General features: G+C 38.0%; 26 protein-coding genes and 1 riboswitch. Of the genes, 11 read left to right on the forward strand and 15 right to left on the reverse strand.

Annotated elements, in window-relative coordinates:
* Positions 1 to 3 precede the first annotated feature (3 nt).
* The 6 genes from rplI to rpsF all read right to left on the reverse strand — a co-directional run bounded on the left by rplI (position 4) and on the right by rpsF (position 4,485).
* Positions 4 to 450, reverse strand: a complete 447-nt coding sequence (rplI, locus tag EUBDOL_RS09655) for a 50S ribosomal protein L9 (RefSeq protein ID WP_004800764.1) — start codon at positions 448 to 450, stop codon at positions 4 to 6.
* Positions 428 to 2,416 (reverse strand): GGDEF domain-containing protein, encoded by a 1,989-nt coding sequence (locus tag EUBDOL_RS09660; RefSeq protein ID WP_004800765.1) that lies wholly within the window; start codon positions 2,414 to 2,416, stop codon positions 428 to 430. Before EUBDOL_RS09660 ends, rplI begins: the two co-directional genes overlap by 23 nt.
* A gap of 17 nt (positions 2,417 to 2,433) precedes the next feature.
* Positions 2,434 to 3,315 carry a DUF2232 domain-containing protein gene (locus tag EUBDOL_RS09665; protein WP_004800766.1) on the reverse strand — a complete coding sequence of 294 codons (882 nt, stop codon included), beginning with the start codon at positions 3,313 to 3,315 and terminating at the stop codon, positions 2,434 to 2,436.
* A gap of 134 nt (positions 3,316 to 3,449) precedes the next feature.
* Positions 3,450 to 3,680, reverse strand: a complete 231-nt coding sequence (gene rpsR, locus EUBDOL_RS09670; protein ID WP_004800767.1) for a 30S ribosomal protein S18 — start codon at positions 3,678 to 3,680, stop codon at positions 3,450 to 3,452.
* A gap of 22 nt (positions 3,681 to 3,702) precedes the next feature.
* Complete coding sequence (gene ssb, locus EUBDOL_RS09675) at positions 3,703 to 4,173, reverse strand: single-stranded DNA-binding protein (protein ID WP_004800768.1); 471 nt, start codon at positions 4,171 to 4,173, stop codon at positions 3,703 to 3,705.
* 18 nt (positions 4,174 to 4,191) lie between these two features.
* Positions 4,192 to 4,485, reverse strand: a complete 294-nt coding sequence (rpsF, locus tag EUBDOL_RS09680; protein WP_004800769.1) for a 30S ribosomal protein S6 — start codon at positions 4,483 to 4,485, stop codon at positions 4,192 to 4,194.
* Positions 4,486 to 4,813: 328 nt separating this feature from the next.
* Between rpsF and EUBDOL_RS09685 the strand changes: the two genes are divergently transcribed.
* The 3 genes from EUBDOL_RS09685 to mscL all read left to right on the forward strand — a co-directional run bounded on the left by EUBDOL_RS09685 (position 4,814) and on the right by mscL (position 7,406).
* Positions 4,814 to 6,133 (forward strand): MATE family efflux transporter, encoded by a 1,320-nt coding sequence (locus EUBDOL_RS09685; RefSeq protein ID WP_004800770.1) that lies wholly within the window; start codon positions 4,814 to 4,816, stop codon positions 6,131 to 6,133.
* Positions 6,134 to 6,201: 68 nt separating this feature from the next.
* Complete coding sequence (gene ispD / locus EUBDOL_RS09690) at positions 6,202 to 6,864, forward strand: 2-C-methyl-D-erythritol 4-phosphate cytidylyltransferase (RefSeq protein WP_004800771.1); 663 nt, start codon at positions 6,202 to 6,204, stop codon at positions 6,862 to 6,864.
* 71 nt (positions 6,865 to 6,935) lie between these two features.
* Positions 6,936 to 7,406, forward strand: a complete 471-nt coding sequence (mscL, locus tag EUBDOL_RS09695) for a large conductance mechanosensitive channel protein MscL (protein WP_022419950.1) — start codon at positions 6,936 to 6,938, stop codon at positions 7,404 to 7,406.
* Between the two features lie 10 nt (positions 7,407 to 7,416).
* Here mscL and EUBDOL_RS09700 read toward each other — a convergent pair whose 3' ends face one another.
* The 4 genes from EUBDOL_RS09700 to EUBDOL_RS09715 form a co-directional block, all read right to left on the reverse strand.
* Positions 7,417 to 9,378 carry an AAA family ATPase gene (locus EUBDOL_RS09700; protein ID WP_177254225.1) on the reverse strand — a complete coding sequence of 654 codons (1,962 nt, stop codon included), beginning with the start codon at positions 9,376 to 9,378 and terminating at the stop codon, positions 7,417 to 7,419.
* Positions 9,379 to 9,486: 108 nt separating this feature from the next.
* Positions 9,487 to 10,764 (reverse strand): L-cysteine desulfidase family protein, encoded by a 1,278-nt coding sequence (locus EUBDOL_RS09705; protein ID WP_040463800.1) that lies wholly within the window; start codon positions 10,762 to 10,764, stop codon positions 9,487 to 9,489.
* A gap of 73 nt (positions 10,765 to 10,837) precedes the next feature.
* On the reverse strand, positions 10,838 to 11,080 hold the full coding sequence (locus tag EUBDOL_RS09710; protein WP_004800775.1) for a hypothetical protein: 243 nt from the start codon (positions 11,078 to 11,080) through the stop codon (positions 10,838 to 10,840).
* 11 nt (positions 11,081 to 11,091) lie between these two features.
* Positions 11,092 to 12,333 carry a DNA polymerase Y family protein gene (locus tag EUBDOL_RS09715; protein WP_004800776.1) on the reverse strand — a complete coding sequence of 414 codons (1,242 nt, stop codon included), beginning with the start codon at positions 12,331 to 12,333 and terminating at the stop codon, positions 11,092 to 11,094.
* A gap of 157 nt (positions 12,334 to 12,490) precedes the next feature.
* On the opposite strand from EUBDOL_RS09715, the gene EUBDOL_RS09720 reads away from it, so the two are divergent.
* The 6 genes from EUBDOL_RS09720 (at position 12,491) to EUBDOL_RS09745 (ending at position 18,128) form a co-directional block, all read left to right on the forward strand.
* Positions 12,491 to 13,075 carry a LexA family protein gene (locus EUBDOL_RS09720; RefSeq protein WP_004800777.1) on the forward strand — a complete coding sequence of 195 codons (585 nt, stop codon included), beginning with the start codon at positions 12,491 to 12,493 and terminating at the stop codon, positions 13,073 to 13,075.
* A 37-nt stretch (positions 13,076 to 13,112) separates the two neighbouring features.
* The gene (locus tag EUBDOL_RS09725; RefSeq protein WP_022419953.1) at positions 13,113 to 13,787 is read left to right on the forward strand and encodes a response regulator transcription factor; all 675 of its coding nucleotides are present in this window, start codon (positions 13,113 to 13,115) and stop codon (positions 13,785 to 13,787) included.
* A complete protein-coding gene (locus EUBDOL_RS09730; RefSeq protein ID WP_004800779.1) occupies positions 13,777 to 14,790 on the forward strand; it encodes a sensor histidine kinase in 1,014 nt (337 codons plus the stop codon). The genes EUBDOL_RS09725 and EUBDOL_RS09730 overlap by 11 nt, the downstream gene beginning before the upstream one ends.
* Positions 14,791 to 15,080: 290 nt before the next feature.
* On the forward strand, positions 15,081 to 15,290 hold the full coding sequence (locus tag EUBDOL_RS09735) for a hypothetical protein (RefSeq protein WP_040463802.1): 210 nt from the start codon (positions 15,081 to 15,083) through the stop codon (positions 15,288 to 15,290).
* Positions 15,287 to 16,054 (forward strand): ABC transporter ATP-binding protein, encoded by a 768-nt coding sequence (locus EUBDOL_RS09740; RefSeq protein ID WP_004800782.1) that lies wholly within the window; start codon positions 15,287 to 15,289, stop codon positions 16,052 to 16,054. The genes EUBDOL_RS09735 and EUBDOL_RS09740 overlap by 4 nt, the downstream gene beginning before the upstream one ends.
* Positions 16,055 to 16,178: 124 nt before the next feature.
* Positions 16,179 to 18,128 carry an ABC transporter permease gene (locus tag EUBDOL_RS09745; RefSeq protein ID WP_235713714.1) on the forward strand — a complete coding sequence of 650 codons (1,950 nt, stop codon included), beginning with the start codon at positions 16,179 to 16,181 and terminating at the stop codon, positions 18,126 to 18,128.
* Positions 18,129 to 18,155: 27 nt separating this feature from the next.
* Here EUBDOL_RS09745 and EUBDOL_RS09750 read toward each other — a convergent pair whose 3' ends face one another.
* The 3 genes from EUBDOL_RS09750 to pta all read right to left on the reverse strand — a co-directional run bounded on the left by EUBDOL_RS09750 (position 18,156) and on the right by pta (position 21,305).
* Complete coding sequence (locus EUBDOL_RS09750; RefSeq protein ID WP_040463804.1) at positions 18,156 to 19,235, reverse strand: tetratricopeptide repeat-containing glycosyltransferase family 2 protein; 1,080 nt, start codon at positions 19,233 to 19,235, stop codon at positions 18,156 to 18,158.
* Positions 19,236 to 19,249: 14 nt separating this feature from the next.
* Positions 19,250 to 20,029, reverse strand: a complete 780-nt coding sequence (locus EUBDOL_RS11830) for a collagen-like protein (protein ID WP_004800785.1) — start codon at positions 20,027 to 20,029, stop codon at positions 19,250 to 19,252.
* A 304-nt stretch (positions 20,030 to 20,333) separates the two neighbouring features.
* Complete coding sequence (pta, locus tag EUBDOL_RS09760; protein ID WP_022419960.1) at positions 20,334 to 21,305, reverse strand: phosphate acetyltransferase; 972 nt, start codon at positions 21,303 to 21,305, stop codon at positions 20,334 to 20,336.
* Positions 21,306 to 21,448: 143 nt separating this feature from the next.
* A riboswitch (THF riboswitch) is annotated at positions 21,449 to 21,546 on the forward strand.
* 58 nt (positions 21,547 to 21,604) lie between these two features.
* On the opposite strand from pta, the gene EUBDOL_RS09765 reads away from it, so the two are divergent.
* The gene (locus tag EUBDOL_RS09765; protein ID WP_022419961.1) at positions 21,605 to 22,156 is read left to right on the forward strand and encodes a folate family ECF transporter S component; all 552 of its coding nucleotides are present in this window, start codon (positions 21,605 to 21,607) and stop codon (positions 22,154 to 22,156) included.
* Positions 22,157 to 22,182: 26 nt separating this feature from the next.
* Here EUBDOL_RS09765 and EUBDOL_RS09770 read toward each other — a convergent pair whose 3' ends face one another.
* Both EUBDOL_RS09770 and EUBDOL_RS09775 read right to left on the reverse strand, forming a co-directional pair.
* Positions 22,183 to 23,400: a bifunctional folylpolyglutamate synthase/dihydrofolate synthase gene (locus EUBDOL_RS09770; RefSeq protein WP_004800788.1), complete on the reverse strand. Its 1,218-nt coding sequence runs from the start codon at positions 23,398 to 23,400 to the stop codon at positions 22,183 to 22,185.
* Positions 23,390 to 24,064, reverse strand: a complete 675-nt coding sequence (locus EUBDOL_RS09775) for a uracil-DNA glycosylase (protein WP_004800789.1) — start codon at positions 24,062 to 24,064, stop codon at positions 23,390 to 23,392. The genes EUBDOL_RS09770 and EUBDOL_RS09775 overlap by 11 nt, the downstream gene beginning before the upstream one ends.
* Positions 24,065 to 24,345: 281 nt before the next feature.
* On the opposite strand from EUBDOL_RS09775, the gene EUBDOL_RS09780 reads away from it, so the two are divergent.
* Complete coding sequence (locus tag EUBDOL_RS09780) at positions 24,346 to 24,729, forward strand: hypothetical protein (protein ID WP_004800790.1); 384 nt, start codon at positions 24,346 to 24,348, stop codon at positions 24,727 to 24,729.
* Positions 24,730 to 24,742 lie beyond the last annotated feature (13 nt).

A 24,742-nucleotide genomic window follows, 5' to 3' on the forward strand; every position in this document is an offset into this window, starting at 1 on the left:
CCCCTATCCATTCACATGGACACGAATGACACCGATTACCTTATTGCGATATAAATCTACCTTTACATTACTGTAACCTAAAGAGGCAATCGTTCCATTATCCAATACCTTGCGCTTATCAATTTTAATCTCATATTTTTCACGTAGCTGTTCAACGATCTGTTTCGTTGAAACACCACCGAATACACGTCCGCCTTCACCGGTCTTTACATGAAATTCCAAGGTAATTTTTTCTAAGCGTTTCGCTAACTCCTGTGCTTGCGCTTCCAATTCCTTTTCACGCAACTCATGCTGTAAATTTTCCTCATCTAAAATCTCCATACTTTTTTTGGTTGCTAAAACAGCCAATTTCTTATGCAAAAGGAAGTTGCGGCCATAGCCATCGGCAACCTCAACGATTTCTCCTTTTTTTCCTACCTTTTTAACATCACTTAGCAATATTACTTTCACTGTTCGTATCCTCCTTATTTTCCTCTAAATATTCCGTAATCGTAGCCTTTAGTTCCTCTAAAACAGCAGCTACGCTTGTATCACTGCGCTGTAAGGCTGCGGCACTGAAATGCCCACCACCATTCATACGCTCCATAATAAGCTGCACATTGATAACACCCTTGCTGCGAGCGGAAATTGCGATTGTTCTATCATCAATCTTCGCAAGCACAAAGCTGGCCTCTACACCCTTGATCGTCAATAGTAAGTCCGCTGCCTGCGACATCAAGGTGCGATTGCACTTTATGGCTTCGTCCACTGCCGCAATTACCACACCATCTTGATATGGCTTCGCAAAATTTAAGATAGCGGTTTTCGCTTCAAAGTCATCAAAATCCTCCTTCAGCATATTTTCGGCTGCGATCGGATCGACTCCAAGGCTCTTTAAACGAGCCGCCACTTCAAAGGTACGACTTCCGGTGCGCATCTTAAAGCGATTGGTGTCCACCAAAATACCAACATACATCAAAGTTGCTTCTTCTTCACTGATATCGACACGTTTATTTTGATATGGCAAGAATTCCGTTACCAGCTCACAGGTAGAGCTTGCGCTTGGTTCTACATAAACAAGCAAGGAATTGTTAATAATGTTTTCACTTCTGCGATGGTGATCGATAATAATGATTCGCTGGGCCGCCGCCAAAGTTTTCGGCGCACCGGATTGTTGTGGGCTGTGATGATCCACTACAAATAATAAATCATTTTCTCCAATCATCGTGCTTGCTTCCTCATCGCTGATAAAATTATGGCGCAAAGACAGCTTATCCCCATAGCCATAGAAAGCTTCCATAAGCTGTGGCTCGATTCCACCGCTTTTGGAAATAATATAGGTCTTTTTTCCTTGTGCTTGTGAAAGACGTGATACCGCCAAAGCACTTCCCATACAGTCAAAGTCCATATTGGCATGTCCGCTGATGAAAATGCGTTCGGTTTCCATCATCGCCTCACGAATCGCTTGAGACATGACACGCACACGTACCTTACTGCGTTTTTCACGTGCCTCGCTTCCTCCGCCATAGTATTTTACGTCCTGTCCATACCGCTTGACCGCAACCTGATCTCCTCCGCGACTTTGTGCTAGCTCCATTAAGTCGTTGATCATCGTATCAAGCTGCTGAAAATCATCGGTTCCTCGAGCAAAAGACATACTCAAAGTAATATTTACATCAATTTCCTCTGCATTTTTACGCACGATATTCAAAAGATCGAAGCGATCCTTTTGTACCTGTTCATAAATGGATTCATTCATAAACACCAAATAGCGATCACTGCGCAGACGGCGAATAAACATGCCATAACGTCCTGCCCAATCAATAAGGGGCTGGCGAAGCTTCGTGTTGATCGTTGCCATACGGCTTTCATCTTCGTATTGCTGATACTCCATATAGTTATCTAGCTGTAAAAGTCCTGCAACAATACCATCTTGTTCATATTGCTTACGCAATAGTGCATATTCCGTAATATCCTTCACATAGAGAACCTTGGCGTTTTCTTTACGGATAATTTCATAAATATAGCCATCGCTTTGTGCCGTAATGGTTTCAACTTCACCATTTAACAAAGCAGCGATATCGGCAATCCAAGAGGTTACTTTATTCCCGACAATATCAATTCTATGTTCTAAAAAATCATTGATCCAAGTAACCATATATTCATCATCGTACGTGATGATTCCGATTTCTCCAAATACCAAGGCATCTTTGGCATCATGACCTAAGATACGTGAAATATCCACATATCGTTGTTTCTTATCGCGTTCATATTTTGTAATGATCCATGTGAAAATCAATAAATTGAAAACGACCAAAACAACCATCGGTAAAATCCATACACCATCAAGATCGGCAACATACAAGGCAAGCAATGCCACAAGCTCAGCGGCTACGATAATTGCGACCTGTATTTTAAAGTTTTCAAATTTATCCATGAAAACACCTCATTTCATTATTTTTTATTACTTAGCATGCCATACATTCCGATTCCCAGCGGCAACAGTTGTGCAAACGGAATCAAAATAGAAGCAAGTATGATAAGCAGGATAAAGTGCTTGCGATGCTGAGCAGCCCACAGCATACATAAAAATACCCCATAGCCGATTGCCAATAAAGCAGCGCATAGGCTTATAGCAAATAGCAGCGATTGAAGCTCTTGGTTTAATTTTAGCACATTTCCAAGGAAAAATAGTATCCAAATGCCAAGAATCATATATCCACAGGATCTGGAAAGGCGCATTTGTACTAACGGCTTCATCGGATTGGTTGGAATGGATAGGCGCTTTAGCAGCAGCATAGATAATAGATGAATACAAATGGTTTGTAGAATACTTAAGCATGCGGCGCTGATAACAGCGACACTCATGACGAGATGATCTAGTACAACAGCTTCTTGCGAGATATGAAATAGGGATAATAGATTTTTTACCAATAGCACATCTTCATTTGGATCATAGCCGAAAAATGCTGCAAATACAATGGTTGTTAATAGGTAGGATAGAAAGGTTAAAATTCCCGTCAGCAACAACAAATAACCATTCTTCCAATGCTGTTTGACTCCTACACCGTAAACAACACCGGTTACCAAACAAATAAACAGATAGAAAATGGTGGTTGGAGCTGCAAGCATAAAACCTAACAGCAGCATACATACTGAAACAAGTATGCCGTATTTTAATCCATAGCGAGCGGTATAGATTAGAATAGGAAAGGTTAAGACCCAATACATAAACAATTCAATCGCATTTGCTAACTGCCTGTTTACAAACAACAGCACACCTACAATCGCACACATCATTGCTCCTTCGGTGATGCGTCTTGTATCTTGCTTCATGAATGCACTTCCTTTCTCATAGTAGGTCTATTATACTACGCCTATCGGAATTTATAAACCAAAAGAGTCCTTCTGCCAAAGTAAATCCGTGGTAAAAGAAAAGTCCTCCGACATTGCCGAAAGACCTGTTTTTCTTATTCGCTTACGTAAGGCAATAAAGCCATCTGACGTGCACGCTTAATTGCAGTAGCAAGCATACGCTGATATTTAGCGCGTGTACCTGTTACACGTCTTGGAATGATTTTTCCGTTAGCGGAAATAAATCTTTTCAATAGCTCTACGTCCTTGTAGTCGATTGTTTCAATTTTATTCTTCGTAAAGTAACATACTTTTTTACGTCCCATACGCTGTTTTTTGAATGCCATCGTAAAATCTCCTTTCTACCGATTAGAATGGTAAATCATCGCTGGCGATATCTAAAGTATCGCTGCTTGCGAAATCACTGGAATAAGATGGTGTGGTATCTGCAACCGGTTCATAAGACGGCTCATAGCTGTTTTGAGGAACATAAGCATTTGTGCTAACATTTGCATTCGCACTACCCTTCGGTTCCAAAAATTGAACACTGTCCGCAACTACTTCGGTTACATATACACGCTTACCGCTTTGATCATCATAGCTTCTTGTCTGAATACGTCCTTCTACACCGACAAGGCTTCCCTTATGTGTATATTGAGCAACGATATCCGCTGTACGATTCCAAGCTACGGTATTGATAAAATCAGCAGTTGGCTGACCCTCCGTTTTGATACGGCGATCACAAGCTACGGTAAAAGAAACAACGCTTGCTCCTGATGCTGTCTTACGAAGCACCGGATCCTTTGTCATTCTTCCTACTAATACAACGCGATTTATCATAACTCTTACCTCTCCAGATTATTTTTCTGCTTCTGTTTTAACAACCATATAACGCACAACATTTGGGTTGATACGAGCCAAACGTTCGAATTCGTGGATTCCTTCGTTATTAGCTGTAACGTTGATTACAACATAATGACCCTTGTTCATGTGCTTAATTTCATACGCGAACTCTTTTACGCCCCAATCATCAACATTGTCGATGGTTCCTTCGTGATCTGTGATGATCTTGTGAAGAGAATCCATAACTTTCTGACTAGCAGCTTCGTCTAAAGAAGCGTTCACGATGTACATGATTTCATATTTTTTCATTCGTACACCTCCTCATGGTCTATGGCCCTATCGTTTGATAGAGCGGGGAGTAGAGATTTCTACTCGTTTATAGATTATAACACCTTCAAAATCAGCTGTAAACTATTTTCTTATAGCTTTTTCATATTTTCTTATAGCTTTTTCATATTTCGATTTTCTAAAGCAAAAGTTAAGCCCCGTTTCAAAATACAAAAGAAATTAAACGCCATACAAAATGATTTCAACAATACTCTATTCCCTTTATTTAGATGTATAATATTTAAAGATAAACAATAAGAAAGTAAGTGATCATTTGAAAACAATAGGAAGAAAGCAAAATCGTGGACTTATGACAGAGGGAGTTATTTGGAAGGAGCTCTTGCTTTTTAGCATTCCGCTTTTATTAGGTAATTTATTTCAACAGCTTTATAATGCCGTAGATTCCATGGTTGTCGGGCAAAACCTCGGTGCACAAGCACTTGCCGCAGTCGGTTCAAGTGGACCTGTCATCAATTTGTTAATTAGTTTTTTTCAAGGAATTTCCGTAGGTGCGGGAGTTATCATTTCAAGATATTTCGGTGCTCGCAATAACAATGCAATGAGCGATGCCATTCATACCTCTTTAGGCTTTACTTTTCTTGCAGGTACAGCATTAACATTTATAGGAATTGCTTTTTCTCCTTTAATTTTAACATGGATTGGCACTCCCGCCGATGTTATGGATAATTCTATTTTATATCTGCGCATTTATTTTGCCGGTATCTTATCGGTTATGCTTTACAATATGTGTAGTGGTATCTTACGTGCAGTTGGCGACTCTAAAAATCCTTTATATTTTTTAATTCTTTCATCACTAACCAACGTGGTTTTGGACATCGTTTTCATCGTTTATTTACACATAGGTATAGCCGGTGCGGCATGGGCAACGCTTCTCTCACAAACATTAAGTGCGATTCTGACCTTATTGTTACTTTGTAAAAGCAAACAAGAATATCGAGTGGAGATTAGAAAAATCCATTGTAAAAAAGATGTTTTATTCGAAATTATCCGTCTAGGTTTACCTAGTGGTATTCAAAATGCAATCGTTTCTTTTTCCAATGTAATCGTTCAAAGCAATATCAATGCATTCGGTTCACTCGCTATGGCAGGTTGTGGTGCTTACACAAAAATTGATGGTTTTGCAATTCTTCCAGTGATGAGCTTTTCCATGGCATTTACTACCTTTATCAGTCAAAATATGGGTGCTCAAAAGCTTGAGCGTGTTAAAAAAGGTGCAAAAACCGGTATCTTTATGAGTGTTACCACAACGATATGTATCAGTATGCTGTTATTTCTATTTGGGCCACAGCTTTTATCCATTTTCAGCAATGATACAAAGGTCATTGAATATGGTTTATATATGCTCCATGTACTTGTTCCCGGCTATATTTTTCTTGCACTATCGCACGCTCTGGCTGGCATCGTTCGAGGTGCCGGTATTACCACTGTTCCGATGATTGTTATGGTATGCTGCTGGTGTGGTTTACGTATGGTATGGATTCTTGGAAGTGTGCCTATCTTCCATGATATTGGTGTTGTTTTCTTAGGGTGGCCAATCACTTGGATCGCAAGTGCCATTTGGCTATATATTTACTACAAAAAAGGAAACTGGATTTATTCATATAGCTAAATAACTAAGTAAAAGAAAATGCCTCACTTCATTGTTTACATTTCTCTAATATATGCTATGATTTTGATATGAAATATAGTGTAATTATTGTTGCAGCTGGAAAAGGCACACGTACCGGTTTAACTTATAACAAGGTTTTTTATAAAATCAATAATGAACCGATCATCTGTAAAACATTACGCCCTTTTTTAACAGATGAGGACTGTGAGCGTATTGTTATTTCCATTGCCCCAACAGAACAAAAAGATTTTGAAAGCCTCATTACAAGTCCAAAGGTTGTATATACCTTCGGAGGTGCAACAAGACAGGAAAGTGCATATCTTGGACTTGCAAAAGTTGAAAGTGATTACGTGATGATTCACGATGGTGTTCGTCCCTTTGTTAAAAAGGAACAAATCGAGCAATTAAAATATGCACTTCAACAAGACGATGCTGCATTATTGATGGTTCCGCTAATTGATACAATCAAAGAGGTTACTGATGGTTATGCCATTCATACTCCTAAGCGTGAGAACTATTTTGCCGCTCAAACTCCACAAGCATTTAAAACATCACTCATTCGTTATTGTCATGAAGAAGCAAGAAAGCACCCGGAAATCATTGCCAGTGATGATGCCATGCTTTGCGAAGTATTTTCCGATGCTCGTATCAAAGTCATTGAGGGCAGCTATGACAATATCAAAATCACTACCAAAAAAGATATTCAACAATTTGAAGATTCCAAAGAATAGCTGTTTCGCATAGAATCGGCTATTCTTTTTTAAACATGCTACAATATAGAGGATATAGAAAGGAGATCTATATGAAAAAATTTATAAATGAATTTAAAATATTTATTATGCGTGGCAATGTTCTTGATATGGCTGTCGGTGTTATCATCGGTGGAGCATTTCAAAAAATTGTTACTTCGTTGGTAAACGATATTATTATGCCTATCATCAGTGTCATTACCGGTGGAATCAACTTTACCGATTGGTTTATCGCTTTAGACGGCGAACATTACGCTACCTTAGCAATGGCACAAGCCGCAGGTGCTTCTACTTTAAATTACGGAACTTTCCTAACAGAAGTTCTTAATTTCCTGATTATGGCATTTATTATTTTTATTCTTGTCAAAACCATGAATAAGCTTGCTTCCAAAGTACATAAAGAAGCAGAAGTGGAAAAGGAACCCACCACAAAAACATGTCCTTTCTGCAAAACCGAGATTGCATTAGAAGCTACACGCTGCCCGCACTGTACCTCACAACTCAAAGACAACACAAACGCTTAGATACCTGTATTTAAGTGTTTTTTTCATTTATATGTGCTTCACCAAAGTTATCAATCCATTTAGATTTTAATAGTTGAATCGCCTCGTCTATGGTTTTCGTACGTTTTACGCTCTCTTTAAGAATCGTATCTTGTAACGGTATATTCCATTTTCGCACGATTTCTTTTACAATCTGTATTTTATCCTCCACTTGCAAATCAGCAAACAAAAATATTTCATCTATCACTTCTAAAAACGCTTCTCCCAAACACTTTTTTAATCCAATATACGGATCTTGTGGTTGAAAATGTAAGATGTTTTCTTGAGTAATATCAAAATCTCCTTGTAAAATAACAATACTATGGCGTAAATCTACTTTTTGATTTCCATGCCAAATATAACCTTTTTGAAATGCTTGCTGAAAAAACAGTAAAGTTGCCTCATTAGCTAAATGCAAATTGCTGATTTGCACCAAAGAATATGGTTTTCTTCTAAGCTTTACAAGTGCATGCTCCAATGTCCCTTCCATTCCAATCGCATTGATTTCCACGCGCTCCTCACAATGAAAATAACAACGATTAAACACATCAATCACGTACTCTTTCCCTACATGAGCATTTCCTAAAAACAACCATACTCCTAAAGGTTTATCCGTTAAAACTCCTTGTTCTATCCATGCCAACTGCTTTAAAAGTTTAGCAACAACTGTCGATTGTCCAATTACACGCTTCTGTAATTCTTCTTTAACATAGTGAAAACGATTATAGGATACAAGCGGAATATCCGTTAGCTGCTCTATAACCTTTTGAATCATTATTTTATCAACGTTTGTCTGTTGTTGCTTCTTTGTTTCTACACAAGCAAGATCTAACACATCAATTGCTTTATCCGGAAATTTACGTTGTGGTATATAGCAGTTACAATAATGAACAATACATCTTAACGCTTCTTCACAAACGCTGACATGATGAAAGCTTTCATACTCTTTCTGTTTTGCTTCTAACATTGTGTAAACTTGCTCAAGAGAAGGCTCTTGAATATGAATGATCTGAAAGCGGCGTTCTAAGGCTCTATCTTTCTCAATATATTTTTCATATTCTTCCAATGTGGTTGCACCAATACAACGAATACTGCCTCGTGCCAAATAAGGTTTTAAGACACTTGCCACATCAATAGATCCTTCACTTTTCCCTGCACCGATCATTTGATGAATTTCATCAATGAATAAAATTACTTCCGGATATTTTTGCAATAAACGGATAATCTTTTGTAGCTTTTCTTCAAAATCTCCTCGATATTTGGTACCTGCCACCAATGCATTTAGGTTTAATTCATAAATTTGTGTATCTTCCAATCCCTTTATTTTCTTATAACGAATATCTCGTGCCAATTGTTCGACAAGTGCAGTTTTCCCCACTCCCGCTTCGCCGACAAGCAACGGATTCGCCTTATCCTTGCGTAATAAAACGGATACCATGAAATCCAGTTCTTCCTTTCTTCCAACAATATCCGCATATCCTTCTGTTCGATTTAGATTTCGTAATTCACTATATTTATCCAATTCGCTTATCAATCCGTTTTCTAACTGTAAAAGCAAAACTTCCTCATCTAAATCATATCTATGCAATATTTCATTTGCTACACAGCTTCCACTCTTCAACAACGCAATCGACACTACCTCTACACTAAGCTGTCTTTGATTTCGTTCTTCCGCTAGCTTTTCAGCTGCTCCCATCATATTTTCCACAATTTGTGTCATTTGAATCTCACCAATACTTTGATCCTTCAATCCAAACAAAATCATCAAATCTTCTTTTAATTGAAAATAATACATTCCTTGGGATGAAAGAATCCTAGACAGTGGTGTGTGTATATCCTTCATGAGCGCCAACAAGATATGTTCACTGCCGATATAATTATTCCCCATATCGCGTGCTTCTTGTTTGGCACATTCTAAAAGCGCCTTTACCTGTTGATCCATGCGATACTCCATAAAATCACCGTCCTTGCTCATTGACAGTATATGATGAACACCTGCCACATTTGTTAATATATCCTTTTCCCCTTGGATACTATGCAAGATGCAAGACGGTAAATATCTTTAACAATTCTTAATCATCATACGAATAATCTCTTTATCCGTTTCTTTCATTCCCTCTCTTGCTAATTTTGAAATATTTTGAATGGTATTTTCTACACCTTTTACAATCAAACCATCGCCATCGCGAAACTGCTGATGAGCAAGATACATACAGTATCCCATAATACCTGCATCTACGGCAGCTTGGATTTTAGCAGCACAACTAGCCTTAGCGCCATCACAGACCATACCGGAAACAATCCCCAATGCATTCACAATGGTATGTGCTACCGTTTCATAATCCTGTGTTTCCATGTAAGCAATCCCTGCACCACAGCCAACACCGGCACTAACCGCACCGCAGAAAGCACTTAATCGACCAATGCCACTTTTTTGATGAATCGTAACTAAATCACTAACCAACAATCCACGATATAGCAATTCTTGATCCAAATTTGATTCTTTCGCAAAAACTACTACCGGAACACTTGCCGTAATCCCTTGATTCCCGCTGCCCGATACAATAATTACCGGTAATTCACAGCCATTCATACGTGCATCACTAGCTGCAGCGGCATAGGCTCGACATTTCACCTTAACATCATCAGGATACATACTTAATAACACCTTACCGATATTTGCGCCATAGCTGTTCGCAATCCCCTCTTCGGCGATTGCCATATTATACTGAATCTGTCGATCCAAACACTCTTTTACATCGCTAATATCCACAATGTTGGCAAATTCTACAATATCCTTTACATTTAAGCAACTTTTATCACAAACATCTTCTTTTACATCTTTGATTTTCTTATCTAATAAAATCTGATGATCCTTTTCGACATAAACGATATTCGTATGATAATTTACAATACGCACACGTGCATACGAATCATCGGCATATACTGTAATAAACAAATCAAAAATAAATGGGCTTTTTGCCAATTCTACTTGAATCTCATGTTCCTCAATATACGCATGAAGCTTCTTTTTATCTTCAACATTTACTTCTGCTAAAACCTCTAGCTTATGATCTGCCTTTCCACACACGATACCTGCCGCTACTGCCGCTTGAATACCCTTCATCTGCTCTGTATTCGGCACGATAACACTTTTTACATTTTTCAAAACGTTACCGCTAACCTCAATAACCACGCGTTGTGGTTCACAGCCTAAAACCTCTCTTGCATAGCTTGCAATATATGCAATCGCAATCGGCTCCGTACACCCCATTGCCGGAACTAGCTCTTCCTTTAAGATTTGTATATATTGATTGTATTGCTCATCGTATTTTTTCATTTTAACCATTCCATTTCTTTTTGTTTTTATTATAATACATATCAAAAACAAACCCTAGTCTTTTTACACACTTTTAAGGCTTTGTACTTTCCACAAACCACCGCATTCGTTCATAATAAAGATTCCGAATATTTCCGGCTATCCGACATTGATATAAAACACCGCAGCCTCCCACCTGAGAAACACTATTACGGATTTCCAAAATACGATCAATCGAATATTCTTTTCCATCGTCCCAAACAATGGAAATCGGTGTAATTCTTCCCTCTTTGTCTACCCTTTGAACTACCGATATATAACGTTTATACAGTCTCATACACATAACCTCTAAAAGAACGACTCAGGGTGAATCACATGATCCCGCTGTGGCTGAAAATCACTAAGACCTTGATCTATGAGCATACAACACCGTTGAATTTTCTTAAATCCATATTTTTTCCGGATATCATCTACAACTTGCTCTAAACGCTGTTGCTTTTGATAATTTTTCTCATCAACAAATAAATTCAACTGACGATAACATTCCATATATTGAATCCCACTAATTGAAACAGCAACACTACGCAACGGTATATGAAAATCATAATTTTCTTTCAACAACAATAAAATATGCTCCATAATCTCACTCGCTAAATTTGTTGCTTTATCAATTTTACATTGCCTGGTTATACTTTCCAAGTATTTATTCCGCAAGCTGATAGAAATAACATTTCCTTGCAGCCCCTGTTCACGAAGTCTTGAAGCAACCGATTCCGCTAACACATAAAAAACAATTTTCGCCTCTTCAAACGTGCACAAATCTCTAGGCGTTGTAATACCATTTCCAATCGACTTTACCTCTTCTTTTTGATTGTGAAAAGCAACTTCCGAAATATCCTGCCCATTCGCAAACCACCAAACAAGCTCTCCCATTTTACCAAAGTGTTCTTTCAGCCAAACACGGGGAAGCTGTGCCAATTCACCAATCGTAACAATTGAATATTGTCTTAGCTTTTTAGCTGTTGCCTTACCAACATAAAATAAATGTTCAATCGGCAACGGCCACAGCATATCACGAAAATTGGTTCGTGTAATTTCTACAAGTCCCATATTTTTTTTCATATCGCTTCCCATCTTTGCAAACACCTTGTTATAACTAATGCCGATAGATACACTCAATCCAAGCTCATCTTTTACTCGTTTTTGTATCTCAGTCGCAATCTCATATCCACTACCAAACAGCTTTGTGGATTCACTGACATCAATCCATGCTTCATCAAGACCAAATGACTCCACTTTATCGCTATATGCTTGATAAATTTCCTTTACTTTTTCACTATAATACACATATTCCTCATAATTAGGAGGAATGATACATAGCTGAGGACATTTCACAAACGCTTCGCGCAACGATTCTCCAGTTTTTACACCACATTCTTTGGCCTTGTCATTTTTCGCAAGAATAATACCATGTCGGCTTCTTTCACTTCCTCCAACTGCCATACATACCTCACGAAGCTGGGGAAACTTCATTTCTTCAATTTGCGCATAACAATGATTGATATCGCTATGCAGAATCACTCGTTCCATATTCCTCACCTCGCAATTTATTATATACCTTTTGTTCCAAAAATCAATATATTTTGGAACATTTCTATATTTTGTAAAAAAACCATATATTTATCGTTCCATTCTTGACATATCATTATTCTATGGTAAACTAAACTTAAGAAATCAGGTGATATTCATGAAGCTAAGCGAACTCATTGCTTATTATCGCAAGCTCAACAATCTAAGCTTAGAAGCTATCGGCGATTATGTCGGTGTTGCAAAATCAACTGTCAAGCGGTGGGAATCCGGGGAATCGAAAAATATTCCGGAGGCAAAGTTGGAAAAGCTTTCCGAACTATTTGAAATTGATGTTCCCACTTTTTTGAACGGACAGGTCAAGCCGATTCTTGGCTATGTCAAGGCAGGCTATGACATGTTTGCAAGCGAAAATCTTTTAGGCTATGAAGAAGTAACAAAAAAGGAAGCCGCACAAGGAGATTACTATTTAAAGGTACAAGGAGATTCCATGAACGGTTCTCGTATCCATGACGGTGATTTGGTCTATGTGAAAACTTGTTCAGATGTAGAAAACGGTGATATTGCCGTTGTAATTATCGACCAAAGTGAAGTTACAATAAAGAAAATACTTAAACAAGAACATGCCTTAGTCTTAATGGCTACCAACCCTGCTTACGAGCCGCGTTTTTTTGATGAAAATGATATTCGTAATAAACGCGTACAAATTATTGGGAAGGTTTTACATTCGAAAATTCAATTTTAAGCGTCCACTCATTTAAAATTGCTAGGAAGGTGAATATATGTATCACATTATGATTATTGAGGATAACGAAAAAATACGTAAAGAGCTTTGTGATTTTTTAAGTAAAAACGGTTATCAGACCTCTGGACCTGATGATTTTGAGCATATCTTGAAAATCATTCAAAATTCAAAGGTAGACTTATTATTATTGGATCTAAATCTACCTGTTGTCGATGGGCATTACATTTGCAGCGAAATTCGCAAAAAAAGCAATCTCCCTATCATTGTAGTAACCAGTCGTGATTCTGAAATGGACGAATTGATCAGTATGAATTTAGGAGCTGATGACTTCGTTACCAAGCCTTATAACCTTCAAATTCTTTTGGCACGGATTGCTCGTGTACTACAACGAAGTTATGAACATGAAAACAGCAATATTTTAAAAATTCACGACATTGCTTTGGACATATCGAAAAGCACCTTATCTTATAAAGGTAAAAGTTGCGATTTAACCAAAAACGAATTGCGGATCATGCACTGCCTTTTTATCAATAAGAACAAAATTGTTTCACGCAATGAGCTAATGCAGCATATGTGGGATTGTGATTTATTCGTTGATGACAATACCTTAACAGTAAATATCAATCGTTTACGCAAAAAACTAGAGCTTCTGCAATTAGACGACCTGATTGTTACAAAGCGCGGATTGGGATATATTATTTATGAAGATTAGTGAATTTCTGCGTGAAAAAATTTATCTTTTTGTTTTCACTTTCTTATGCAGTCTTATTATCTTCTTCTTTTTATTTGCTATTCGAGTTACACCTAGTATTATCGTTATTATCGAGTTTCTTGTTTGGAGCATCGTTATCGTTGTACTTTGCGTGGAGTATGGTCGTCGATATTCCTTTTATAAAGTATTAGATGAAACACTGGCAGGTTTGGAACACAAATATTTAATTACCGAAATCATTGAAGAACCGCAATTTGCAGATGGAAAAATGCTGTTTGAAACTTTGCGCGATGTGGATAAATCTATGGCAGATCACGTACATATATATCGCAACATTCAAAACGATTATAAATCTTATATTGAAATGTGGGTACACGAGGTTAAAACACCTCTTGCTGCCGCTAAATTGATTCTCGATAACAACCCAACAACAGTCAGCGAATCCTTATGTGAAGAAATCGAAAAAATCGAGTCTTTTGTTGAACAAGCACTATTTTATGCTCGCAGTTCCAATCCGGAAAAAGACTATATCATTAAAAAAATCCCCTTACAGGAATCTGTCAATCGTGTTATTCGAAAGCATTCAAAATCTTTCATTTATAAAAGAATGCGTATCGAAATAAAGGATATTGATACTTTTGTGTATTCCGATACCAAATGGTTAGAGTTTATTCTTGACCAAATTATAGGCAACGCTCTAAAATATATGCCTCAGGAAAACGGGCTATTGCAAATTTTTTGCGAACAGGTCGAGAATGCTGCATATCTGCACATCAAAGATAATGGCATCGGTATTGCTTCACATGAGCTCCCTCGCATCTTTGATAAAGGGTTTACCGGAAGCAATGGCCGTACGAATGAAAAAGCTACCGGTATTGGACTATATCTATGTAAAACACTTTGCGATAAGCTATATCTAAATATCCAAGCTTCTTCAATACAAAGAGAAGGTACGACAATCACAATCACTTTCCCAATCAGCAAGCTTATGCTACTTAAATAACAACTGTATGAAAATAGCTTTTGTCTATTCGAAACGTACCATGCGCCTACTTCCCAAGAAGGTACGTTTTTTCATTATGGCTACTTAGATAACTTGACATTTTGTTGATGTTCCTTACTTTATCGTTTATCATCAAATTCTTTGTATTCTTTTTTTATATAGTTGCAGAACGCTGCTTCATTTTATCCTTTTTTCTTATCTTACAAGTTTGTAATAGTATTGTAATATACTTCCATGGCAAGAAATCTTGCTCTTCCTTACAATATAGGTGTACATTGGAGGTGTCTGATATGAAACAACTGTGGAAATACCGATTTGAATTTTGTATTGCCTTATCCGGAGTTTTGTTATTGGGAAGTATTTTATTTCCTACAACCATGCCGGAAGAACTTTATGTTTTATTGCTTATTTTATTCTTGGTATCCATTGTGTTACTGAAATTAAATGGCATCAACAATTATTTAAAAAAGAAAATTCAAAAAGGAGGAAGAATTTTATGAAACCGATTTTAGAAGTCGAAAATCTTGAAAAATATTATGGGAACCGTGGAAACATTACAAAAGCGGTTGATAACATCAATTTTTGTGTAAATGAAGGAGAGTTTGTCGGTATTATGGGCCCAAGTGGTTCAGGAAAAACCACCTTATTAAATTGTATTTCTACTATTGATACAGTTACCAGCGGTCATATTCGTATCAATGATAAGGATATTACCACCCTCAAAAAAGACAACTTAAGTAAGTTTCGTCGTAATGAGCTAGGCTTCATTTTCCAAGACTTCAACCTGCTTGATACTTTAACCGCCTATGAAAATATTGCACTTGCTTTAACAATCCAAAAGGTAAAGACGGCGGAGATTGAAAAACGTGTACACGATGCAGCACGAAAATTAGATATCATGGATACTTTAGAAAAATATCCTTATCAGCTTTCTGGCGGACAAAAACAGAGAATCGCTGCGGCTCGCGCACTCATCACCAATCCAAGCCTTATTTTAGCCGATGAACCTACCGGTGCTTTGGATTCTAAATCAAGTCGTATGCTACTTGATTCTATGGAACGTATGAATCAAGAATATAATGCTACCATTATGATGGTTACTCATGATGCCTTTACCGCTTCTTATGCACAACGTATTTTATTTATTAAAGACGGAAAAATCTTTAATGAGATTATTCGCGGAAACGATTCTCGTAAGGAATTTTTCAACAAAATCCTAGAGGTTGTTACACTGCTTGGAGGTGACACAAGCAATGTACTTTAAGTTAGCCTTAAAAAATGTTAAGAAGAGTTTTAAAGATTTCTTAATCTACTTTTTAACCTTAGCCTTCGCTGTCTGTTTATTCTATATATTCAACTCTTTTCAATCTCAACAGGCTGTACTGGAAATGAATGCTTCACAAGCAGAAATTGTAGATCTGTTATCCACCTTTATGTCTTTGCTATCCGTTTTTGTAACAGTCGTTTTAGCTTTTCTTATCTTGTATGCCAACAACTTCCTTATTCGCAGACGAAAAAGAGAGCTTGGTATCTATACCTTATTAGGTATGCCAAAAGGTAAAATATCAAAAATTCTTGTCTACGAAACCTTAATCATCGGCATCATCTCATTGATAACCGGTATGCTTTTCGGCATTCTCTTATCTCAGGCACTTACTGCCGTTACCGCTTCGATGTTCGAGGTTCCACTAAATTATCACTTTGTTTTCTCTCCATGGGCAACCTTGATTACCTTTCTTTCTTTTGGCGGTATCTTCCTATTAACCATGGTTTTCAACACCTTTGTTTTAAATCACTATAAACTAATCGACCTTATCAATGCAGATCGTAAAAATGATGAATTTAAAATCAAAAAGGTATGGATTTCCGCTTTAATCTTTATGCTATCTGTCATCATTTTAGGCTGTACCTACTATTACGCAATCGACAAGGGACTATTAGCTTTTAACAATCTACCTATGATTATCGCAGCCGGTTGCCTTGGAACCGTATTATTCTTCTTATCACTAGCCGGATTTTTACTAACTGTTGTAAAATCAAATAAAAAGCTCTACTTTCATGGCTTAAACAGCTTTATCTTACGTCAGCTTCATTCCAACATCAACTCTAACTTTTTGTCCATGAGTGTTGTCTGTATCATGCTGTTGTTAAGTATCGGTGCTCTATCAACCGGTATGAGCTTAAATAATACAATCAATAAAACTATTCGTGTTTCCACTCCTTACGATGCCACGATATCTTTACGTGAACACTATGAACTTGTAGATAAAGAAGCTTCCGATGAAGATCGTAAATTTGCAGTTCATTTAAACGAAGAATCTCAAAAAATGATGGCAAACACAAAAAAACTTTATGAAAGTCTCAACCAAAAATATGCCGATAAGCTTCAAGGCTCTAACATTGTTTCTACTTATCTATCCGATTTCACTTACGAAGATTTAAAAAAGCTGCATATCTTAAACAAAGACAATAGCGCTATGCTGCCTAACGAATACGATATGCCACTGATGCTAATACCTCTTTCCGTCTTTAATCAAGAATTAAAGGTACGTGATTTTGATCCTATTGAATTGAAAAATGACGAGATTTATATCCATAACGATTCTGGTGTACTCGCCGATTTCACATATGATATCCTTGAGGATAAACCGACAATGGAAATTTTTAATAAATCTTTCCATGTTATTAACGATGATTTCGAAATCATGCCAATCGGCACAACATCTGCTGTCGGTTCTATGGGAATCTGTATCGTCATGCCGGATTCACAAATCCCGAAAAATGCTACTGTATATGAAACCTATTGGAATTTTGATGTTATAAAAGATACAGATGCCGAACGCATCAGACAAGAATCAACCAATACTCTTAGCAACTCAAATTCTAAATACGAGTGTGGTTATATGTATTCTTCAGACACCAAAGAAGATGTTTACGTCAACAGCAAGGGCTTATCTGTTGTATTCACCTACATCGGCATATACCTCGGAATTGTATTCTTAATGGCTAGTGCAGTTATTTTAGCACTTCAACAACTATCACAAGCCAACGATAATAAGAAACGCTATACAATCCTTGAAAAAATCGGTACCGAAAAGAAAATGATCAATCGTTCGATTTTCGTTCAAATCGCTATTTATTTCTTCTTACCGTTACTGCTTGCTATCGTTCACAGCATTGTCGGTATTCAAGTCGTTAATAATATTGTCATGGTATTTGGCAGAGCAAGTATTCTTACTTCCTCTTTAATTACCGCTGGTATTATTATTCTCATTTATGGCGCTTACTTCCTAATTACCTATATTGGATATAAAAACATCTGTAAGACCACTCGCTAAAGAAAACAAGATGTTGAGTCATAATGCTCAATCATCTTGTTTTTTATATCGAAAGCATTGTGCATTCCTTTGTACCTCTGCACTATCCGGCTTATAGTTTGCTGCCCTCTTATGATAAATAAATGCTTTGTCCTTATCCCCCAATTGCCACCAACAAACACATAGCTGCAAGCATGGTAAATAGCCATAGCAATCCACTTCAATAAATGCTCCGCTAGTAGCATCAATCCTTCTTGATAATGCTGTTTCATACCAAAAAATCGCTTGATGATATTGTTTACGATCAAGAAAATGCTTACCGATATCACAACAAATTTCCGCACGTGGCTCATCATATATAAAACTACGTAAAAAGCAACGCAGTGCATACTTCTCATTTCCCAAGAAATAAGCACAATATCCTAAAATCTGACATGCGCTAATACAATTTTCTTTCCACCCTTGTCCATCATTCAAAAATTGTTCTAATAGATCAGCAGAGCGTTGATAAAATTGATGATTGTATAACTCACGAGCATAATAAAATTGTTCTCTTGGTGTTAGCACTACCCCCTTATCCAGCTGCTTTTCAAAGATACGCAAATTACGCAATGGATCGTTAACCACTAGCTTTTGATGCCGAATCGCAATATCCAAATATTCAAGCTTTCCTTGCAAAGCAATCGTTTCATGCACTGCTCCTACCCACTGATGCGAAGAATCATTTTTTATGATACGCTCACGATAATACGAAAATACTACTGCTCCCTGTTCATCAAATTCCGTATCATATTTGCATAAGAATATATCAACACTGTGATTTCCTTGCTGCTTCAACCTTTTCAGCTTGGCAATATCTTCATCAAGAATCACATCATCAGCATCTAACCACATCACATACTCACAGCTTGCTTTTGAAAAAGCCTCATTACGAGCTGCCGCAAAATCATCTATCCACGGATAATCGAATACCTGTTTCGTAAAGGAATAAGCGATTTCCTTCGTTCGATCACTGCTACCGGTATCCACGATAATGATTTCGTCAGCAAATTGTTTCACACACGCTAAACAACGCTCCAATACAGCCTCTTCATCTTTCACGATCATACAAACACTAATCGTAAGCATGCTTTACCTCAAGATTAAAAACTCATTTGATAAACATTGAGATAAGCATTCACGCTTTGTCCACCACAGCATAGCTCTATACAACCGCAGCCATCTGCCACTAAAGAAATGCAGTCATGCTCTGCCAATTCCAACACGATGCTGCCACTCGTATATATACCCCCAACGATTGCCATACGTGATTGCTCAAGCACTTGCTCATGGTTAATCTCAATTGCCAAAGCTCCCCTTCCATTCACATTACCGGAAACAAAGGCACCATATTGAATGACATACAAGCCGGTTTCTTCAACCATAAGTGTACGAAAATCATCAGATATCTTTATCCCGCTAAGCATATTCCCCATATCAAAGGTAACCGCTTCACCGGCCGAAATTTCTTTGCATGCAAAGCTTTGTAATGTTGCCGCAGCAAAACGAACACTTCGCACATCTTCTCCTGCTTCACCGCAAGGTCCCGTAGCTCCCCTTGGACCTGTGCAGCCCATTGGACCGGTAGCACCGGTTGCACCACGAGGTCCGGTTGCTCCCGTAGGCCCCTGCTTCCCCATTTCTCCCTGTGCCCCCGTATTTCCTTGGGCACCTCTTGGCCCCTGCAAACCTTCCTTTCCCTGCACTCCCTGAATCCCTCTAGGACCTTGCGGTCCACGTGGTCCACTGACAACACAACATCTCTTCAAACAAGCTTCGCAAGGCTCCTCATCACAACAAAGCGCTTCCTCTGCCATACAATCCTCTTGCTCATCAAATTCCGCAAATGGATAATCCTCATCATATTCATTTCTTTGAAACATTTTATTTTCTCCTTTCCCAACACTGCTCTCTATTCACTCCCACTATATGCAGGCTAGGCAAATGTGTGCATCATCGGAAAAATAAAATTTCCATCAAAAACATAATTTCCCATAATTTTGCTGTTATATTAACAACACTTTTGGGTACAATGAAACTAGGCAGAGAAAACTGCCTAACGCATGATCAGAAATATTCCCCCTTATTTCTATCATTGCGTTTCTCCCTTTCAATTATAATATAGAAGTAAAAGAAAAATCACTGAACCCAAGCAGTGATTTTTCTTTTATATAGTATTCTGTGAAATTAAATATCCATGAATTTCTGTGCAGCTGTTACGATTGCCATCTTATAAACCTCTTCTGCGTTACAGCCACGTGATAAGTCATTGATCGGAGCATTTAACCCTTGAAGAACCGGACCGATCGCTTCATATCCACCTAAACGAGATGCAATCTTATAACCGATATTACCGGAATTGATATCCGGGAAAATAAAGGTATTTACATTACCGGCAACGGTTGAACCAGGTGCTTTTAAGCTGGCAACCTCAGGTGCAACACAGCAGTCGAACTGCATTTCTCCATCAACTGCAAAATCAAGTGGCATACGCTTCAAACGTACAGCAGCCTCTTGAACCTTGGAAACACTTGGTCCTTTCGCAGATCCTAACGTTGAGTAAGACAATAAACCGACTCTTGGCTCAATACCGAATTGACGAACGGTATGTGCTGTCTGTAACGTAATTTCAACCAAATCATCTGCACTAGGATCAATATTGATGGAGCAATCGCCCATAACAAGATACTGATCTTCCTTTTGAAGAATAAAGCAGCTGGAAACCAATGAGCTTCCCGGACGTGTTTTAATCAACTGAAGTGCCGGACGTACCGTATCGGCAGTTGAATAAGTAGCTCCTCCCAAAAGACCATCGGCACAACCTAACTGCACATACATCGTACCGAAGAAATTACGGTGCAAGCAAGCCTCTCTTGCCTGTGCTTCGTCCAATTTACCCTTACGAAGTTCTACCACACGTGTTACCATCAGCTCCATGTGCTGATATTCCTTTGGATCCAACAATTCAATGCCGTCCAAATCAAATCCGTTTTTCTTTGCGGATTCCAACAATTCCTCTTTCTCTCCTAATAAAATAGGAACTAAGATATTTTCTTTGTGTAAACGAACAGCGGCTTCCTGAATACGTGCATCGTTTCCCTCAGTAAATACGATACGTACTCCCTTGCCTTTAATTTGTTCAATAAGCTTATTGATCATGAAAAAAATCCTCACTTTCTCTTCGGCTTTATTATACACTTTTATATGCTAAAAAAAAAGAGATTTTCACAAACGAAAAATTTCACAAAGTTTTTCCATCAGTACTTGTCAGATCTTGAAAAAATGTCTATAATTCCTACATAAGCAGAGTAGGATAGGAAGCGTTAAGTATCTTCTGAACGGGGAGTTGTCAGAAGGGCGAAAAGATTTTCTTGCGATTTCTTATCCGCATCCCGCTGTTGCATAATCGAGTGAACCTTCTTTTCCTTTATGCAATATGGAAAAAGGAGGTTTTTTATATGAATGCTTTGCGAGAAATAAAACAGCTTCCCGAAACACTGAAAACAAGTGCGAAGGAGCTAAAAAATGTCAAATCGTTGTGTGGAACAGCGATGCTGACAGCATTGAATGTGGTTGCCGGTATGTTTTCCATTCCCTTAACACCAACCTTAAAAATCGGTTTTTCCAGCGTCTTTGCCGGTCTTTCCGGTATGGTATATGGTCCCTTATTAACAGGTTTCGCCGGTATCATCGCCGACAACTTAAAGTATATCCTACGTCCCGATGGACCATACTTCCCTTTTTTTGGCATCAATGAATTTTTAACCGGTATGATTTACGGTGCTTTCTTCTACAAGAAAAAAATCACCTTACCAAGAGTCATTGCAGCACGTGCCTGCATCACCGTTTTAATCAATCTAATTTTAACTTCGCTTTGGTTAAATATTATGTATCAAAGTCCTTTATTCACCATGGTACGCTTAGTTAAAAATATCGTTTTATTCCCTGTCGATGTTGCTGTATTGTATTTCTTATTAAAAGCAGGAGAAAAAATCCTGCCAAAACAATAAACACGGTCATGCCGTGTTTATTATTTTTATCCAGCTTTAAAATAAGCTCTGACCTCACTAATAAAATATAAAGATCCGGTAATCACAACCGCTCGCTTCATCGCACAAGCTTGTTGAATGGCAGTCTTGCTATCCTCTATATAACAGACATCATACTGCTGTGCCAAGCGATCCATATCATAAGCACGTTCATGATGAAGCTTTGTTACGATCATCGTATCGGTAATACCCATCAGCTTTTCTAACATAACCGTAAAATTCTTGTCCTTTAAGACCGAAAATACAATGACCGGATTGTGAATATTATCAAGCGAATCACACAATGCCTCAATGCCCTCTACATTATGTGCGCCATCTAAGATGACAAGCGGTTCCTTTTGGACTATTTCAAAACGTCCTTTCCATTGCGTAGCAGCAAGTGCCTGACGTAAAATTTCCTCGCTAATATGCAGCCTTCCATGCAACAAAGAAACGGCTTCTATTGCCAAAGCGGCATTTTCACATTGATAGTCTGCCGCTGTCGCAAGCTTGATTTGCTTATGATCTCCATAATCAAACAAGATATGTAAATTTTCGCAACGACGATTCTCAATCGGCTTAAGTACATGCACCTCACTATGCTTTTCTTTAGCAATTTCCGCAAACACGCTGCAACATTCCGCTTTTTTCTCAGCTGTTACAAGAGGAATGCCCTCCTTGATGATCCCCGCTTTTTCCTTGGCAATCGCTGTATAGCTATCTCCTAATAGTTCACTATGATCCATACCGATATTGGTAATTACACTTAATAACGGTTGTAGCACATTGGTTGCATCTAAGCGTCCTCCAAGTCCAACCTCGAACACACAATAGTCTACCTTCTGTTGTTTAAAGTACACCGAAGCGATACACATATCAATTTCAAACATAGATAGATCCCATTCTATCCAAGAAGCATAATAATCATTGGCAATCTTTAAAAAATCGGCTTCTGAAATTTCGATATCATTGATGCGAATACGATCACGATGCGTAATCAAATAAGGCGACGTAAAGCTACCCACACGATAACCGGCCGCTTGTAAAATAGCACGTACATAATTGGTTGTGCTTCCTTTTCCATTGGTTCCGCCTACATGAATCGCACATAAGTCCAAATGTGGATTTCCGATACTTTCCATATACGCTTGAAAATGAGAAAGACCATAGCCTCGATTTTTTCGTCCTTCGATTTCCGCAATCAGTTCATCAACATTATGATACATCTTCCATGATCCTCCAATCAATCGGTGTTCTTCCCATTTCCTTTAAATATTCATTCGTTTTTGAAAACGGACGGCTTCCGAAAAAGCCTTGATATGCAGATAAGGGAGATGGGTGTGGAGAGGTAATGATACGATGCTGTGGATTGGTAATCAGCTTGGTTTTTTGAATTGCCCAATTTCCCCATAGGATAAAAACAATCCCCTGCGACTGTGCATTTAAAACCTCGATCACTCGATCACTAAACTGTTCCCAGCCCTTTTTGCGATGGCTTCCTGCCTTTCCCTTTTCCACACTCATAACGGCATTCATCATAAAAACACCCTGCTTTGCCCAATCCATCAGATAGCCATGCGATGGAGCATAAATATCCAAATCACTTTTCAATTCCTTATAAATATTACGCAGGCTCGGTGGAATCTTTACCCCCTTTTGTACGGAAAAACAAAGTCCATGCGCTTGATTGGGTTCGTGGTATGGATCTTGCCCGAGAATTACCACCTTTACCTGCTGTAAGGGGCATACCTCAAAGCAAGTAAACAGTTTTTCTTTCGGTGGAAATACCGTTGTTGCGGCATAAGCATGATTTAAAAAAGCCATCAGTTCTTGATAGTATGGCTTGGTTTCTTCTTCACGAAATAAGTCCTTCCAATCTTTTATTTCCATGCTTCTTATTGTATCACAAAATCTTACGTTTTCATTACGGTTTTGTTAGAAATCGTACGGATAAAAAAAGACATGCTATAATGATGACGAAAGCTGCGATACCAAAAAAACAAAAGTAAATGATCATGTAGAAGCAAACAGAAACAGCACAAAAATAAAACGATCGGCGACAAAAATCATACAACAAGGTTAGTAATAAACGATATCCTTGAGCATCTGAAAAAGTGAAACAAACAAATGACAATTCGATAAATACTGAAAGTAAAACGGAGGGATTATAAATGATACATAACTTAATGTATATAGAGCTGAAAACCGGCTATTGTGATGATGGTCCGGCATGGATCGGCTATGTAAAAACTTCAAAAACTAAGAACACTATCTATTTTAATAATCATGCATTTCAAAAAAGCATTGGAAATTATTCAAATTATATAGATATTGAAAACGGCGATGAATATTGGATTTCCGGATTAAAGAAAAAAGAAAGCAATCGCCATTGGGCAGGTCATGGAAAGATTATGATCGATCAAAGAGCCGTTAAGGAATATCTTACACTGATTAACGAACAAGAATTACCTTTGCATTTGTTTGAAATCGTCAAAATCGAGGATACATTTCCGATTGAAAGAGTACATAAGTTATTGAATGAAAAAAGAGCATAAATTCAATCTTGTG

Origin of the sequence: Amedibacillus dolichus DSM 3991 (genome assembly GCF_000154285.1) — a bacterium.
In the GTDB taxonomy this organism is placed as follows: domain Bacteria; phylum Bacillota_I; class Bacilli_A; order Erysipelotrichales; family Erysipelotrichaceae; genus Amedibacillus; species Amedibacillus dolichus.

Excerpts from the sequence above, each read along its gene's own strand:
- EUBDOL_RS09660 (WP_004800765.1), bottom strand. The coding sequence starts at position 2,416 with ATGGATAAATTTGAAAACTTTAAAATACAGGTCGCAATTATCGTAGCC.
- EUBDOL_RS09665 (WP_004800766.1), bottom strand. The coding sequence starts at position 3,315 with ATGAAGCAAGATACAAGACGCATCACCGAAGGAGCAATGATGTGTGCG.
- rpsR (WP_004800767.1), bottom strand. The coding sequence starts at position 3,680 with ATGGCATTCAAAAAACAGCGTATGGGACGTAAAAAAGTATGTTACTTT.
- ssb (WP_004800768.1), bottom strand. The coding sequence starts at position 4,173 with ATGATAAATCGCGTTGTATTAGTAGGAAGAATGACAAAGGATCCGGTG.
- rpsF (WP_004800769.1), bottom strand. The coding sequence starts at position 4,485 with ATGAAAAAATATGAAATCATGTACATCGTGAACGCTTCTTTAGACGAA.
- EUBDOL_RS09685 (WP_004800770.1), top strand. The coding sequence starts at position 4,814 with ATGACAGAGGGAGTTATTTGGAAGGAGCTCTTGCTTTTTAGCATTCCG.
- ispD (WP_004800771.1), top strand. The coding sequence starts at position 6,202 with ATGAAATATAGTGTAATTATTGTTGCAGCTGGAAAAGGCACACGTACC.
- mscL (WP_022419950.1), top strand. The coding sequence starts at position 6,936 with ATGAAAAAATTTATAAATGAATTTAAAATATTTATTATGCGTGGCAAT.
- EUBDOL_RS09700 (WP_177254225.1), bottom strand. The coding sequence starts at position 9,378 with ATGGAGTATCGCATGGATCAACAGGTAAAGGCGCTTTTAGAATGTGCC.
- EUBDOL_RS09705 (WP_040463800.1), bottom strand. The coding sequence starts at position 10,764 with ATGAAAAAATACGATGAGCAATACAATCAATATATACAAATCTTAAAG.
- EUBDOL_RS09710 (WP_004800775.1), bottom strand. The coding sequence starts at position 11,080 with ATGAGACTGTATAAACGTTATATATCGGTAGTTCAAAGGGTAGACAAA.
- EUBDOL_RS09715 (WP_004800776.1), bottom strand. The coding sequence starts at position 12,333 with ATGGAACGAGTGATTCTGCATAGCGATATCAATCATTGTTATGCGCAA.
- EUBDOL_RS09720 (WP_004800777.1), top strand. The coding sequence starts at position 12,491 with ATGAAGCTAAGCGAACTCATTGCTTATTATCGCAAGCTCAACAATCTA.
- EUBDOL_RS09725 (WP_022419953.1), top strand. The coding sequence starts at position 13,113 with ATGTATCACATTATGATTATTGAGGATAACGAAAAAATACGTAAAGAG.
- EUBDOL_RS09730 (WP_004800779.1), top strand. The coding sequence starts at position 13,777 with ATGAAGATTAGTGAATTTCTGCGTGAAAAAATTTATCTTTTTGTTTTC.
- EUBDOL_RS09735 (WP_040463802.1), top strand. The coding sequence starts at position 15,081 with ATGAAACAACTGTGGAAATACCGATTTGAATTTTGTATTGCCTTATCC.
- EUBDOL_RS09740 (WP_004800782.1), top strand. The coding sequence starts at position 15,287 with ATGAAACCGATTTTAGAAGTCGAAAATCTTGAAAAATATTATGGGAAC.
- EUBDOL_RS09745 (WP_235713714.1), top strand. The coding sequence starts at position 16,179 with ATGAATGCTTCACAAGCAGAAATTGTAGATCTGTTATCCACCTTTATG.
- EUBDOL_RS09750 (WP_040463804.1), bottom strand. The coding sequence starts at position 19,235 with ATGCTTACGATTAGTGTTTGTATGATCGTGAAAGATGAAGAGGCTGTA.
- EUBDOL_RS11830 (WP_004800785.1), bottom strand. The coding sequence starts at position 20,029 with ATGTTTCAAAGAAATGAATATGATGAGGATTATCCATTTGCGGAATTT.
- pta (WP_022419960.1), bottom strand. The coding sequence starts at position 21,305 with ATGATCAATAAGCTTATTGAACAAATTAAAGGCAAGGGAGTACGTATC.
- EUBDOL_RS09765 (WP_022419961.1), top strand. The coding sequence starts at position 21,605 with ATGAATGCTTTGCGAGAAATAAAACAGCTTCCCGAAACACTGAAAACA.
- EUBDOL_RS09770 (WP_004800788.1), bottom strand. The coding sequence starts at position 23,400 with ATGTATCATAATGTTGATGAACTGATTGCGGAAATCGAAGGACGAAAA.
- EUBDOL_RS09775 (WP_004800789.1), bottom strand. The coding sequence starts at position 24,064 with ATGGAAATAAAAGATTGGAAGGACTTATTTCGTGAAGAAGAAACCAAG.
- EUBDOL_RS09780 (WP_004800790.1), top strand. The coding sequence starts at position 24,346 with ATGATACATAACTTAATGTATATAGAGCTGAAAACCGGCTATTGTGAT.